At 52.3% G+C, this 13818-nt stretch carries 12 protein-coding genes and 1 tRNA gene; 2 read left to right on the top strand and 11 right to left on the bottom strand.

Features of this window, described 5'->3' with window-relative positions; translation table 11 throughout:
• Positions 1-12: 12 nt before the first annotated feature.
• The 9 genes from AAC086_RS18180 to AAC086_RS18140 form a co-directional block, all read right to left on the bottom strand.
• Positions 13-378, bottom strand: coding sequence for a hypothetical protein (locus tag AAC086_RS18180; RefSeq protein WP_339780810.1), 366 nt, complete (start codon positions 376-378; stop codon positions 13-15).
• A complete protein-coding gene (locus AAC086_RS18175; RefSeq protein ID WP_339780808.1) occupies positions 371-886 on the bottom strand; it encodes a Panacea domain-containing protein in 516 nt (171 codons plus the stop codon). The genes AAC086_RS18180 and AAC086_RS18175 overlap by 8 nt, the downstream gene beginning before the upstream one ends.
• 410 nt (positions 887-1296) lie before the next feature.
• Positions 1297-1372: transfer RNA gene (locus tag AAC086_RS18170), tRNA-Lys, on the bottom strand.
• 119 nt (positions 1373-1491) lie between these two features.
• Positions 1492-2652 (bottom strand): rod shape-determining protein RodA, encoded by a 1161-nt coding sequence (rodA, locus tag AAC086_RS18165; RefSeq protein ID WP_339780807.1) that lies wholly within the window; start codon positions 2650-2652, stop codon positions 1492-1494.
• Positions 2653-4530 (bottom strand): penicillin-binding protein 2, encoded by a 1878-nt coding sequence (gene mrdA / locus AAC086_RS18160; RefSeq protein ID WP_339780805.1) that lies wholly within the window; start codon positions 4528-4530, stop codon positions 2653-2655. It lies immediately after the preceding gene.
• 291 nt (positions 4531-4821) lie between these two features.
• The gene (mreD, locus tag AAC086_RS18155; protein ID WP_339780804.1) at positions 4822-5337 is read right to left on the bottom strand and encodes a rod shape-determining protein MreD; all 516 of its coding nucleotides are present in this window, start codon (positions 5335-5337) and stop codon (positions 4822-4824) included.
• Positions 5334-6344: a rod shape-determining protein MreC gene (gene mreC, locus AAC086_RS18150; RefSeq protein WP_339780803.1), complete on the bottom strand. Its 1011-nt coding sequence runs from the start codon at positions 6342-6344 to the stop codon at positions 5334-5336. Before mreC ends, mreD begins: the two co-directional genes overlap by 4 nt.
• 119 nt (positions 6345-6463) lie before the next feature.
• On the bottom strand, positions 6464-7504 hold the full coding sequence (locus tag AAC086_RS18145; protein ID WP_085585470.1) for a rod shape-determining protein: 1041 nt from the start codon (positions 7502-7504) through the stop codon (positions 6464-6466).
• 1043 nt (positions 7505-8547) lie between these two features.
• On the bottom strand, positions 8548-10101 hold the full coding sequence (locus tag AAC086_RS18140; RefSeq protein ID WP_339780801.1) for a 2-isopropylmalate synthase: 1554 nt from the start codon (positions 10099-10101) through the stop codon (positions 8548-8550).
• A gap of 668 nt (positions 10102-10769) precedes the next feature.
• Between AAC086_RS18140 and AAC086_RS18135 the strand changes: the two genes are divergently transcribed.
• A complete protein-coding gene (locus AAC086_RS18135; protein WP_339780799.1) occupies positions 10770-11402 on the top strand; it encodes a LysE family translocator in 633 nt (210 codons plus the stop codon).
• A 301-nt stretch (positions 11403-11703) separates the two neighbouring features.
• Entirely contained in the window at positions 11704-12021 is a 318-nt protein-coding gene (locus tag AAC086_RS18130; protein ID WP_339780797.1) for a hypothetical protein, read from the top strand.
• Positions 12022-12514: 493 nt separating this feature from the next.
• On the opposite strand, the gene AAC086_RS18125 is transcribed toward AAC086_RS18130, so the two are convergent.
• Together AAC086_RS18125 and AAC086_RS18120 are read right to left on the bottom strand one after the other, a co-directional pair.
• A complete protein-coding gene (locus AAC086_RS18125; RefSeq protein ID WP_339780795.1) occupies positions 12515-13549 on the bottom strand; it encodes a hypothetical protein in 1035 nt (344 codons plus the stop codon).
• Entirely contained in the window at positions 13546-13794 is a 249-nt protein-coding gene (locus AAC086_RS18120) for a hypothetical protein (RefSeq protein WP_339780794.1), read from the bottom strand. The genes AAC086_RS18125 and AAC086_RS18120 overlap by 4 nt, the downstream gene beginning before the upstream one ends.
• Between the last annotated feature and the right edge of the window lie 24 nt (positions 13795-13818).

Genomic DNA, 13818 nt, shown 5'->3' with positions numbered 1-13818 from the left:
TGAACTAATATTTTACCTTTTCTTTCCAAACAATCCTTTTGCAATAAATCCAACTAATCCAATTGCTGCTACTGCAGTGCTGCTAACTAATGTGATAAGTACTTCATCTGGAAGCGAGAAACATTTAAATCTAAAACCATTTAGTACAAGAAAAATTGCAACTGTTGCCGCATAGCATTCTAAAAACCGAAGTATTCTGTTCGCGTATTTTTCGCGCAGTCCTCTATCAGATTCCAAATCTGCAATTTCTTGTTGTTTACGCGCATTTTCGACATCTTTAATTTCTTTCTCGTCGAGAACGTCCGGGGACGTTTTCTGTTCGACGGAGGATAAGCCTGCCTGAATGTCATCGACGCTAGGCCGGAAATCTTCAGGCATTAGCTGTGTGCCGTTGTTGGGCGAGCGATACGAAATGTTGCTTTATTCGTTCTGCATCAATATTGCCCTTTTTCTTACCCTCAACTTCATAGATTTGATACCACGGAGTTCCTTGTTTGTGAGTCATTGCGGACAATTGATAGGCGTGAAAGTCGCTGTAAAGGTCAAAAACCTTATCAACGATTCTTTTTTCGGCTGGTAGGAGGTTGGCGCGTATTTCGTCATCGGCATTCGGACTAAAAATACCAGCTCCAACTTGGCCAATTTTAATTTTCTCATTTACGGCAGATTTACCAAAGCTGCGAAGCGCAAGCCATAGGTCTCGGTATACGGGGCCATAATCCCATGCTTGGGGAGTGTCCTCAGTGAGGGGGGACCCATTAATCGCCAAGTTCCAGCCATGTGCAATGTACACAAGCTTTTGAAGTTGCATTTGCGTTAACTGCTTCCCGCAACTATTCGCGCGATCTATGAATTCGTTGGCAAGCGCCGCTGAGTGGGTTGGCATGACAACACCTGACAGTAAGGATTTTGATGACTACAATTTGCGGACTATAACCTACAAAGGGTTTTTTGCCTAACTGAGTGTTTTTAGATAGCGATCCGCACCTAAAAATCATCCTCTCTCATTGAGCATCTGCTCATTGCCTATGAAATGGCATCAGCAGGGGCTACCGCAAGCGTTTTTTCAAAGGAATTTCATGTTAAATGCTAATGCGACTTGTGTAGCAAGAACGTAAAAAATTGTATAGCAAGTCACAATTCGTGATTGTATATATCGATAACACCTTGTCTGCACGAGCTTAAATTAATAATGATCGTCAGCCAGTAGTGCTAAACCGCTACTGATTTCAGTGCTAAACTTTTATACCGAAAAAACAAAACCCCTGAAAACATGAATGTTTTCGGGGGTTTGATTGGTGGGCGCACGGGGATTCGAACCCAGGACCCGCTGATTAAGAGTCAGCTGCTCTACCAACTGAGCTATGCGCCCATCGTAAGATGGAACACTTGAAAGCAAGATGTGTTCTTCAAGTGCGGAGCGGGTTATAGCGTTGTCGTGGCGGGCTTGTCCAGATTAATTTCGTGCAAATGTGATTTTTTACGTTTTTGTTAATGGCGCCCGTCATCATTGCCCTGCCGCGAGATGCGAACATCGCGGTGAATGCTGATGCTCATCAGCAGGCCAAAGCTGACCAGAATGGTCATCATCACGGTGCCACCATACGATACCAGGGGCAAAGGCACACCAACAACCGGGATAAGCCCCATCACCATGGCAATGTTGATGAATACATATAAAAAGAACGTGGTGGTAACGCCAATGGCAACAAGGCGGCCAAACTGGTTTGCACAGCGCAGGGCGATGACATAGCCATAGACAATCACCAGCGTATAAAGCAGCAATAATGCAATGCCGCCGACCAGGCCAAATTCTTCGCCCAGCATGGTGAAAATAAAGTCGGTTTGTTTTTCAGGCAGGAAATTAAGGTGGCTTTGCGAGCCCAGCATAAAGCCCTTGCCAAACAGTCCGCCAGAGCCAAGTGCAATTTTTGACTGGGTAATATGATAACCCGCCCCCAGAGGGTCGTTTTCCGGGTTCAGGAAGGTAAGGACGCGGTTCTTCTGATAGTCACGCAGAAATTGCCAGCCAATCGGTATGGCCGCCAGACAGCCGCCCAGCACCAGCCCGAATTTCCACATCCGCACCCCGGACAACCAGAAGATAACCCCGCCACCAGCCACCAGCAGCAGGGCCGTACCAAGGTCTGGCTGGCGCAAAACAAGGGCGGCAGGTGCCATCACCATCAAAAGCGGCGGGATCAGCAAGGGGATGCGCCCGGTTTCCTCGATCGTCAGACCGTGAAAATACCGTGCCAGTGCCAATACCAGCGAGATCTTCATCAGTTCGGAGGGCTGGAGCTGGAAAAAGCCGAGATTGATCCAGCGTTGGGCCCCCATGCCGATATCCCCCTTGATTTCCACGCCAATCAACAAGATCAGCGAGATCACATAGGCAGCATAGGACATCCGCAACCAAATACGGATATCGGTAAGGGCAATCAGGATCATCAGGATCAGCCCGGCGGCAAACCGGATCATTTGCCGTTCGGCCCATGGTTCCAACGACCCGTTGGCCGCCGAATATAACATGGCAAAGCCAATGCCTGACAGCACGCACAGCAACAGCACCAGCGTCCAGTTCAGCAATAACAGACGGCGCCCCAGTGGCACATAATCCGGGTCCTGTCCGATGCGATAGCGGGCTGCCATTTAGCTTTCCTGTTTTTTTGTCGTGGTCCGCAGGATTTGCGACGCCGACTGAATATTGACGGCGGACACACCCGGACGACTGGATTTCAGTTCCTGGGCCTTGGTGAGCAGGTCACGCGCGATCGGGGCGGCCACGCCAGAGCCAGACCCGCCATGCTCCACCACCACAGCACAGGCATAACGGGGATTTTCAACCGGCGCAAAAGCGATAAACAGGGCGTGGTCACGGTATTTCCAAGGCAGGTCATCATTGCCGATAATGCCCGTCTGGCGTTCATGCATGGAAATACGGCGCACCTGACTGGTGCCGGTTTTCCCCGCCATTTCCAGGCCTTTGATTTTAATGCGGGATCGGTATGCCGTGCCCCGAAGTTCGTTGGTAACACCGTTCATGCCATCGTGAATAATGGCCAGATGGGCGCGCGAAACATCCAGATCGGGGAATTCGGCATCATTGCGCGCTTCAATATCATCGGGCGAGACGTGGTCGCGGGTTAGATGGGGGGTAACAGCCTTGCCCGATGCCAGTCGGGCCGTCATCGTTGCCAATTGCAAGGGGGTTGTCAGCACATATCCCTGGCCGATTGAACAGATCAGCGTTTCGCCCCCCTGCCAGCGTTTGCCAAGCTGGGTTTCTTTCCATTCGCGGGTCGGAATAAGGCCGCTGCGCTCGGATGGCAGGTCAACACCGGTTGGCTCACCCAGCCCCAGGCGCCGTGCCATGGCGGCTATTTTATCGATGCCCAGCTTTTGCGACAGTTCGTAATAATAAACGTCGCAGGAATGTTTCATCGAGTCATGCATATTGACCCAGCCATGCCCGCCGCGTTTCCAGCAGTGAAAGCGCGCATTGCCCAGATCAAGGTGACCCGGGCAGAAAAAACGCTGTTCCGGGGTGATCACCCCGGCTTCAAGGGCGGCCAGCGCCACACAGGTCTTGAAGGTTGAGCCGGGCGAATATGTGCCATTGACGGCTTTGTTCGACAATGGCGAATATTCGTTGTTAATCAGGCTGTCCCACAATTTATGTGAAATGCCGTTGGTAAAGCTGTTGGGGTCATAGGTGGGGTGCGATGTCATGGCCAGAACGTCGCCATTGTAAACATCCATCACCACGGCAGCCGCACTTTCATGTTCGGAAAGGCGCTGGTTGGTAAAGCGTTGCAGTTCGATATCGAGGGTCAAAACAACGGTTTCGCCACTTTGGCCTTCTTCGCGGTCGAGTTCGCGGATCACGCGGCCAAGGGCATTAACCTCGACCTGGCTGGTGCCCGCACGACCGCGCAACGACATGTCATAGGTTTTTTCGATGCCGCTTTTGCCAATGCGAAAGCCGGGTAATTCCAGTAGCGGGTCGCCGGTCAGTTCTTTTTCGGCAACGGCAGCAACATAGCCCAGTGTATGGGCCAGATGCGGGCCTTCGGGGTAATCGCGCGACCGCCCGGCATCAATGATGATGCCCGGCAAATCGGGGGCATTCACCCCCACCCGTGCCACTTCATCCCATGTCAGGTTGTCGCGCACTGTTACCGGCACAAAGGACCGGCGGCGTTGAACATCGTTCTCAACCCGGTCGATGGTTTCGGGCTCTATTTCAATGATTTGCGACAGAACCGTCAGGGTTTTACGAACATCCGGGCTTTGTTCGCGCACAATAAGGATATGGTAGTTTTGCCGGTTGACAGCCAGCGGCGCCCCGAAACGGTCGGTAATGATGCCGCGTGGCGGCGGCAGCAAGCGGTGCGATATCCGGTTTTCATCGGCCAGGGTCGCATAGCGGTTGCCTTCCATCACCTGCAAATAATACATGCGCGCCGCCAACCCGGTCAGCAATACCCCCTGGCCCGCGCCCAGCATGATGGCGCGGCGGGTAAACATGCGATATCTGTCTGAATCTCGGTGCCACATCGATGGGTCAATGTCCGTGTTCGGCTGATGCTGCGAAAATATGTGCAGCGTGGAAAGGAAGGCATTTTATCGTCGGCAGCTGGATGTGAAAACCGTCTTGTCAATGTTCACACAAGGGGCTCCCCCAAAAACCGTATCGTTGCGTTCTACCAGAAACCGCCTGTCATCATCGGTGTGACATCGCAGCCTGGCGCAGTCTGGTTATCGTCAGGTATCAAGGTTCAATATTGTTGTTCCGGGCGTGTCGTGACAGGGGGCTGATTAAAAATTGCGTAACAGACCGTTCTGTATCCGCACCAGAACCCACGCGACCAGCGGAAACATACCCGCAGTTATAAGATAACTAATCACCAGGGGCTGGAAAGGCAACAGCGCACCCGTTAATGCCGAACTAAATAACCATTGCAACAAAAATGCCGGGCCGGAAACAATGGCAAATCCCCACCACAACACGGTGAAGGCCTTGTTATAAAAAAAGCGGCCCTGATTGGCGCTGGCCGATTGCACCAGCAAAAACACCAGCGAACTAACCCCTAACGGCAACCCGGTCAGCAGATCCTGTATCAGGCCCAGGGTAAAGGCGGTCAGCCCTGTCATAAGGTCGGGCCGGTTCACCGACCAGTAAAAGACCGCCATCAGGGTCAGGGCAGGGGTTACATCGGCCAGTTTGGGAATACTATAAGGCAACAGACCGATCAGCAGCAGGACGAAAACGCTAAATGCCGGAACCGTCGATCTTGCGATGACGTCAAGACGTTGCCATACGCCAGGTTTCACGGTTTGGTGCCTGATGCGCCGTCTGGCGGCGTACTGAAGGTGGGCAGTTCTTGCATGTCGGTTTCAGCATTTGCCGGGCCAACGCCAATACCGGTTGGCAAATTATCCGCCGGTAACGAGGTGCCCTGGTCCAGATGTGGTATGGAATGCAACGCATCAGGATCTTTGAGAATACCCGCCAGACCGTAATTGACCACGCGCAGATATTCGACCTGATGGCGGCGAAACAGCGGGGCAACACGCACTGCATTTTCAGAAACAGATGAAACAATCCCGACCGGAATGCCCGGGGGAAACGCCCCGCCATGGCCGGATGTTAAAACACGGTCGCCCGGGGCAACCGTTGCATCGGCAGTCAGAAATGTCAGCAATGGGCGATCGGTATTGTCGCCAGACAAAAAGGCGCGATCACGGCTGTTTTCAATCATGACGGGGATGCGCGAATTGATATCGGTAATCAGCAAGACCCGCGATGCCTGATAACCGGCATCGGCGATCCGGCCAATCAATCCTTCGTCAGACAAAACAGCCTGACCTTTCATGACCCCGTCGCGGGTGCCGGCACTGATCATCATGCTGTGCGCAAAGGCACCGCCCATATCGGCGATTACACGTGCACTGATTTCGTGCTGGGACGGGGGATTGGCATAGTGGCTTAGTTCGCGCAGTCGATTATTTTCATAGGTCAGGTTACGCGCAACCTGCTGCCATGCCAGTAATTCGCGGTTTTCTTCGCGCAGGCGCAGGTTTTCCTCATAAAGGCTGGCAAAACTTTCGATCCGGCTGGTGACGTCGTCAATGCTGGCCGCTGGGCGCGATGCCAGATTCATGAAAGGCGAAACCAGATCGACGGCTGCTCCGCGAATGCGTTCAATCAGGACTGTATCGGCCTTGCCCAGCAACATCAGGGCAAAACAGGACACAATCAATAAAATGAACGCAAAACGATGAAGCGCCGTTCGGATCGGCGAAAAAATGCGTTGTTGTGGGCCACCGTGCTGAGCCACTCTTTTCCCCGTATTCCCCGCGTGTCGTCGAAACAATCTTGGTCACGAATAAGAGTAATAAAAACGCCGAGTCGCGTCCAGTATGGATGCGGCCCGGCGATGATTTTCTCACACAAACCTTAATAGGCGGTGTGCAACACGTTCCGCAGCATCTTTTTTTCTTCCAGTGCACGACCGGTACCCAGTGCAACACATGAAAGCGGATCGTCAGCGATCGAAACCGGCAGGCCGGTTGCATGACGCAGGACGTAATCAAGGTTACCCAGCATCGCGCCGCCACCGGTCAGAACAATGCCCTTGTCGACAATGTCGGCCGCCAGTTCAGGCGGGGTCTGTTCCAGGGCGACTTTAACAGCCTCGATAATGGCTGAAACAGGCTCAGCAAGACTTTCGGCGATCTGGCGTTCGGAAATCAGAAGTTCCTTGGGCACGCCGTTCATCAGGTCGCGACCGCGAATTTCCATGGTTGCGCCATCGCCATCGTCAGGCGCACAGGCAGAACCGATTTCTTTTTTAACCCGTTCAGCAGTGCTTTCGCCGACCAAAAGGTTATGGGTACGACGGATATAAGCGATAATCGCTTCGTCCATCTTGTCACCACCAACCCTTACGGACCGTGCATAAACAATACCGCCCAGGGAAAGAACGGCAACCTCGGTGGTGCCGCCACCAATATCAACAACCATCGAACCGGTCGGCTCGGTAACCGGAAGGCCCGCGCCAATGGCGGCAGCCATCGGTTCGTCGATCAGCCATACTTTACGTGCGCCGGCACTTTCAGCACTTTCCTGAATGGCGCGGCGCTCAACAGCGGTGGACCCTGAAGGAACGCAGATGATGACTTCCGGGCTGGCAAAGCTGCGACGATTATGCACTTTGCGAATGAAATGTTTGATCATTTCTTCGGCAATGTGAAACTCGGCGATAACGCCGTCCCGTAACGGGCGAATAGCCTGAATATATCCAGGGGTACGGCCCAGCATCAACTTGGCTTCTTCGCCAACCGCGAGAACCTGTTTTTTACCTTTCTCGTCGGTGATTGCAACGACCGATGGTTCGTTCAGGACAATGCCGCGTCCCTTGACGTAAACCAACGTGTTGGCGGTACCAAGATCGACCGCCATGTCGGAGGATAATAGCCCAAGCAGTTTGGAAAACATTCCTGCCCTATGCCCCGGTAATAGAAAACTTTTAAACGCGAATGTATTGCTCTAGATAGCGCAGCGAGAGCGCCTATGCACGAATAAACTGCAACGCATTGCGGAATAGTTAAGGCGGCCCCTGCCTTTCACGTGCTTAACGTTAATTTCCCCCGATTGACCAGCCCAAAGGTGGATAACGGATTGGCAAAAACATGATATTCAACCATTGGTAGATATTTCCGGATGTGTTTTTGGATGGCTCGTTCCAAAAATGTTACAGACTCGCGAAAATCACACGAATCGTTCCCTCCGGGTGTCGATACCGATCTTTTATGACATCGGGTTGGTCGTTCTTGCAAAGTCGGGGATGTCTGGAAAATACCGAAATTCCGGGAATTGTAGTGCTTTCAGATCGCAAATTGACCAAAGGGCAAAGGTCATTTATCGAAAATGCCGTTGCGAAAAGTTTAGGCCACAGGTCGGCGCGAAATGTTGCGTATGGGACAGTCGGTGTGGAGGCGGCTTACACCGTTTGATCGCGAATATTCTTCTTTGCCAGCGACTAAATTTCAACTTCTGGTCGTTGATTGGGGCGCGGCAACAGGCAGCGTCAAATTTGCTTGTTTCTGTCTGAAAACGGGATATCTGGTGTTAACTTTTTCTGTTATCTCGCGGGTTTGCGGTTGACAGTTGAATTGTGCCGCCGGTTTTTCCGGTTGGCATTCAGGGCGAGCGACATAAAACATCGACACGGTTCGATCGAAAAAACATCGCTGCAGAACGATAAAAACGGTGATTTTTTGATGTTTTTCCCGGCGCGAATGATGACCGAATTATTCGTTTCGGAATTTTTCGGGCGCAGATTGTGCGTTTGGGTTGTTAACAGCTGTAAGGATTACGTCAATGTTGCACTGTCTTTTACGATTCGCATCCACGCCATGTTGTGTGGTTTGCAATGGTTCGCCGGGGAGGACAGGGGCGCAATACAAAAAGAGGCGACCCCGCAGGCCGCCTCTTTTGTGCATATAAGACCAATAGGCAAACAAGTGGTTGCCGCCCGGTTAGGATGCCATCGCATCGGGTGCGGTTTTTTGGCTTTTCAGGATCAGTTTATTGACCGCAGTGACGTAGGCCATGCAGGATGCAACGACAGTATCGGTGCTTGACGCATTGCCGATAACCGTACGGCCATCGCCTTCCAGCTTGACTGTGACCTGTGCCTGGGCATCGGTGCCTTCGGTCACCGCATGGACCTGATACAGTTTTAACTGCCATTCATTGTGCGGATAAATTTCCTGGATGGCGTTAAAGGTTGCATCAATCGGGCCGTCACCCGTGGTTTTGGCGGTTTTGGTTTCGCCGTTCACGGTCAGTTCCAGTTCGGCAACCTGTGGTCCCTTGGACCCGCAAACAACAGCCAAAGACACAAATTTAATGTGTTCATTGTCGCGCAGGCCATCATCGACCAGAGCGACGATATCGTCGTCATAGACTTCTTTTTTCTTGTCAGCCAGTTCCTTGAAGCGGTCAAACGCATCTTGAATGGCGTTATCGCCCATTTCGGCAAAGCCCAGTTCTTTCAGCTTTTCCTTAAAGGCATGACGCCCCGAATGCTTGCCCATCACCAGACTGGATTTGTTCAGACCGATGCTTTCGGGTTTCATGATTTCATAGGTTTCGGCGTGTTTCAGATAGCCGTCCTGATGAATGCCACTTTCATGGGCAAAGGCGTTGGCACCGACAATGGCCTTGTTGGGCTGGACGACAAAACCCGATACCGCCGAGACCAGACGCGACGCATTCATGATTTTGGTGGAATCCAGCCCGGTGGAGAATGGCATGACGTCATTGCGGGTTTGCAAGGCCATCAGGATTTCCTCGAGTGCAGCATTGCCGGCACGTTCGCCCAAACCATTTATCGTGCATTCGATCTGGCGGGCACCAGCCTGAACGGCGGCCAGTGAATTGGCAACCGCCAGCCCCAAATCGTTATGGCAATGAACCGACAGGATCGCCTTGTCGATATTGGGCACCCGGTTAAACAGCATTGTCATGATGTCGGCATATTCGCGCGGGGTGCTATAGCCAACCGTGTCGGGGATATTGATGGTGGTGGCACCGGCTTCGATGGCGGCTTCAACGCAGCGACACAAAAAGTCATGCTCGGTGCGCGAACCATCTTCGGCAGACCATTCAACATCATCGGTAAAGCGGCGCGCAAAGGCGACGCTTTCGCTGACTTTTTCCAAAACCCGTTCCGGTTCCATCTGCAATTTGTATTTCATGTGCAGCGGGCTTGTGGAAATGAAGGTATGGATGCGTTTGTTTTCTGCCGGGATCAGGGCTTCGCCAGCCCGTTCAATGTCGCCTTTGGTGGCGCGTGCCAGCGAGCAGATGGTCGGGCCTTTGATCTGTTTGGCAATTTCATTGACCGATCGGAAGTCGCCGTTCGAGGCGATGGCAAAACCGGCCTCAATGACATCCACTTTCAATTCGGCCAGTGCATGGGCAACACGCAGTTTTTCATCAAGTGACATCGATGCGCCGGGGGACTGTTCGCCGTCGCGCAAAGTGGTGTCAAATATGATGACGCGGTTGTCTTGAGAACTTACCATGGCTTCGTTTCCTGTATTGGTTGGGCCTGAATGCCCTTGGATGCTGTATTTATTTATGGAAATTCAATGCGGGCCTGAAATGCGGCGCGACTGGTTCCCCTGAGCTGCGAGGCGAGCATACCTGTTTCAGGTTGCGGGGGCCTCGGGTGGAACGCTCAGGGGCGGGTAAGTCGTAGCGACCCGCGAGCGGCACAACCTAGAAGACCCGATAGGAGAAGCGCATCAGACATAAACGCACAGCCATGTGCCGAAACGGCCATGGCGCTTTTAGCGCGATTAATGTAAGGGGTCTGATTTGCGAACATCGGTCTTCGATCAGGTGAAAGCACAGTTTGTTTGAGACCCCAATCTTGACGGCATAGGCGTGCAGGTCAAGCAATTTTTGTACCTCGCGCATGTATTTTTTAACTGTTTTTGCCAAAACCGGAAAGATGGTGCCGCGCGGGCCGGATTTGCGGTGGTGTGATCGATCCTTCGCCAGGCAATGGGGTCGGTTAACAATATCCGTTATTTTCTGTGGTTATTTGCGGTGGTTTTGGCGCCGGGGGGGCCATGTTGATGTTTGCCGGTGTGAAAAAAGTCATCTTATCGTGCTATGCGCGCAATTGGCGAACGGCCTGGTTTGGTATATGCGGGGATGTTACTGTTATGTTGGAATGGGTAAAAAGATGAATTTGTCGCTGTTGGCGGCGTTTGTGCCGACTGCCTTTTTTGTGTCGATCACCCCGGGAATGTGTATGACCCTGGCCTTGACCATGGGCATGACCATTGGTGTTCGCCGGACTTTGTGGATGATGGCGGGGGAACTGGTTGGTGTTGCCATTGTTGCCGTTGCAGCTGCGTTGGGCGCTGCGGCCATCATGTTGCAATATCCGGCAGTATTTGTCGTTTTCAAATATGCGGGCGGGGCCTATCTGGCATTTTTGGGCCTGCAAATGTGGCGTTCACGCGGACGTATGGCGGTGTCATTTGACAATGCTGCCACTGCGGCGTCAGGCAAGCCCGCGACACCGGTCGGCCTTGCCACTCAGGGGTTTGTTACGGCGATTGCCAACCCCAAAGGCTGGGCTTTCATGATTTCGCTATTGCCACCTTTTATCCATGTTGATCACCCGGTCATGCCGCAACTATCGGCATTGGTTGTCATTTTGCTGGTGACGGAGTTGGGCTGCCTGTTGCTTTATGCCTCGGGCGGGAAATCATTGCGTCGTTTTCTCGAAAAAAGCGGCAATGTCCGTATTCTAAACCGCATCGCCGGAACCCTTATGATTGGCGTGGGGCTGTGGCTGGCCAGCAGCTAGCTGCCTGACGGTTTTATCGCGATCAAGTCCGGGAAAGGACCCCGCTTGGTGGGGGTTGCGGGCCTGCTGCCAGGGGGCTGCCGTCTTTGGGCTATCTCCGGAGAGGCAAAATAGATTAGACTTTCCAAATAGTTGAAATTTCCGTCAGGGGCCTGCCGTATTCCAACCAAGCCCTGTGTGGCGCGTGGTGCCCTATGCGTCACTGGCCCGATATGGCCAGGGCAGGCGGATACATGACGTTTGAAATGGCGCGGCATACCGGTTTGGTATCGCTCGCCCAAAAGCCCGGAAAGAGCAAACCATGCGTGAACTCCGCTGTCTTATTTTTGAGAATGTCGAGATTATCAAGGCCATTACCGCCTATCGTCGTCGGACGGGCAAGCCTCTGCCGCCGGGCCAGCTTGGCAAACTTAAAATAAGCACCAGCCCTGAAATTGTGGTTACGCTTGAACTGCTCCCCGATGATGGGCATTCCTTGTTTATTCCTTCCGCCGGGGCTGAACTTGCGGCGGCCCTGATTGCTTATTGCATTGATACACGTGTGCCAATGCCTGCTTCGGCCCAAAAGGCGTTAACCGTGCTTGAGGGGCATGTTGCCCTTAAAATTACCAAAGCCTGACATTCTGATCGCGCTGTAATCGTGTTTGTCTTGTCCCTGACATATCAACAAAGAGTGCCGCGCGCGATCAGCAGGTTGCGTTTACGCAAAACAAAACACCCGCCAGAATATGATATTCTGGCGGGTGTTGTCGGTATGGGCGGGGTGAGCGTGCGGTGTTGATTTTCTGTTTAACAGCAACGCAAGATATGAGGCACCGGATTAAAGCATTTTTCCTTTAATATGACCCATTTTGCCAGCTCAGTCTGCCGCCTGGTAAGGAGAAGTCCGCCGGGCGTAATGGGTTTACGGACAAGGATTTCGACGCGGCCAGGCGGCAGACTGCGCTGGCCCACAGGGTTTGATTTTGGCGGTGTTTGGCAGCGTTACACCGCTCGCCCGATGCGCCGCATCGCGCAGCGCGCTGTGCCTTGCCAAACGACACGCCAAAAACAAACAAAATGGGTCATATTAAAGGAAATATGCTTTAGACGGGCGCGTTAGATGCTACGCTTTACCACTGCATCATTTTGCCCTTCAGGGCATTCATGCGTTCTTTTTCATCTCTGAAATTCTGGCCCGACGCAATGCCATCCTGCACCTTGGTCATCATCAGCCATTGTTTGACCTTCATAAAACGCGGTGCCAAAAATTGATAGGTATCGCGGACCAGTTTTACCGTTTCTGGATCGCGTTCTGGCGTCAAGGCTGACCATCTTTCGAACAGGGGTTCCCATGCACGCAGGCGGCGGAAAAGATCGTCGCGTTTGGTACGGATATATTGGCGCTGTGTGGTGAAGTTGCGCAATACCGACATGATTTCACCGGTATTGGCGTCAATTTCATCAAAGGATGCTTCAAACTGTTTCATCGCATCGTCAATCAGGCGGATAACCTGGGTTACCGTTTCCAGAACGCCTTTTTCGTGGGCATAAATCCGGCGCAATTCCTGCAGTTTGTTATTGACCATTTGAACCAGACGATATTTTTCGCGCAGGGTTTCAATATAGGCCAGTTCATCGGCAACCTGATGAACAAGGTTGATCACTTCTTCGCGGTTTTCCTTGCCCATGCCCAGCTTTTCGGCAACCTCGTCAAAGGCATCGTTGATTTTGCGTTTGGTGGCTGGGTCTTCCGCAATTTGCATTAGTTTTTCTGGATCCGTGATCAGTTCTTCGCTGCCCGACATCCAGGTTACAAGCTGCATGGTCACGCGGTTATAGGCGATTTGCCGATGATTGTTATCAACCGCCCAAGATGCTTCGCCGGTTAGAACTTCCAAGGGCAGGTCATCGCCGGGGCGAAGAACATTGATAAAATCCAGCGCCTTGTCGACCAGGCCGATCAACTCGCCATCATTGGAGTCTTCATCAATGCCAAATTCCTTACACACGGCATTTAACGGCAAAGACACGGTCGAGCCTTCACTCATTTTCAGGACAAACAGCGATTCGCGCGAAATATCGGACTTTTGGAAGTGACATTCGTCGAATGTCCGGAAAATTTTGTGCTGGAGGTCCAGTTTGCGTTCGCGTATCTGCTTGGTCATTTCACTGGTTCCGCCCGTTCAAGGCCTGTCATTGCAGACACTTCTTTTAATGTTTCCGCCAGTAAGGGCTTGTTCTTAAACTTTAGGTCTGAATGGCATACTACGCCGCGTTGCTTAAAAAATAACTTCTTCACAGGAAGTTTTGCAATCTTCATATTTGCAAATCTAACCATTCGTAACTCGTGACCTTGCTTAAAATGATCGGTGTGCTGTGGTGCCCCGTCAAATATGGGGGTGCTGAACATAATAAAGAAGATCCCAACACCTCG

It is taken from the genome of uncultured Thalassospira sp. (assembly GCF_963976115.1).
Classification (GTDB): Bacteria; Pseudomonadota; Alphaproteobacteria; order Rhodospirillales; family Thalassospiraceae; genus Thalassospira.
Note: the sequence above shows the minus strand (reverse complement) of the source record. Positions and strands in the feature narration are given on the sequence as shown.

What these genes read in the sequence shown, in the direction of transcription:
- AAC086_RS18140 (WP_339780801.1), bottom strand. Translation starts at nt 10,101, where the DNA reads ATGGTAAGTTCTCAAGACAACCGCGTCATCATATTTGACACCACTTTG.
- AAC086_RS18175 (WP_339780808.1), bottom strand. Translation starts at nt 886, where the DNA reads ATGCCAACCCACTCAGCGGCGCTTGCCAACGAATTCATAGATCGCGCG.
- AAC086_RS18125 (WP_339780795.1), bottom strand. Translation starts at nt 13,549, where the DNA reads ATGACCAAGCAGATACGCGAACGCAAACTGGACCTCCAGCACAAAATT.
- AAC086_RS18180 (WP_339780810.1), bottom strand. Translation starts at nt 378, where the DNA reads ATGCCTGAAGATTTCCGGCCTAGCGTCGATGACATTCAGGCAGGCTTA.
- AAC086_RS18130 (WP_339780797.1), top strand. Translation starts at nt 11,704, where the DNA reads ATGCGTGAACTCCGCTGTCTTATTTTTGAGAATGTCGAGATTATCAAG.
- mrdA (WP_339780805.1), bottom strand. Translation starts at nt 4,530, where the DNA reads ATGTTTACCCGCCGCGCCATCATGCTGGGCGCGGGCCAGGGGGTATTG.
- AAC086_RS18145 (WP_085585470.1), bottom strand. Translation starts at nt 7,504, where the DNA reads ATGTTTTCCAAACTGCTTGGGCTATTATCCTCCGACATGGCGGTCGAT.
- AAC086_RS18135 (WP_339780799.1), top strand. Translation starts at nt 10,770, where the DNA reads ATGAATTTGTCGCTGTTGGCGGCGTTTGTGCCGACTGCCTTTTTTGTG.
- rodA (WP_339780807.1), bottom strand. Translation starts at nt 2,652, where the DNA reads ATGGCAGCCCGCTATCGCATCGGACAGGACCCGGATTATGTGCCACTG.
- AAC086_RS18120 (WP_339780794.1), bottom strand. Translation starts at nt 13,794, where the DNA reads ATGTTCAGCACCCCCATATTTGACGGGGCACCACAGCACACCGATCAT.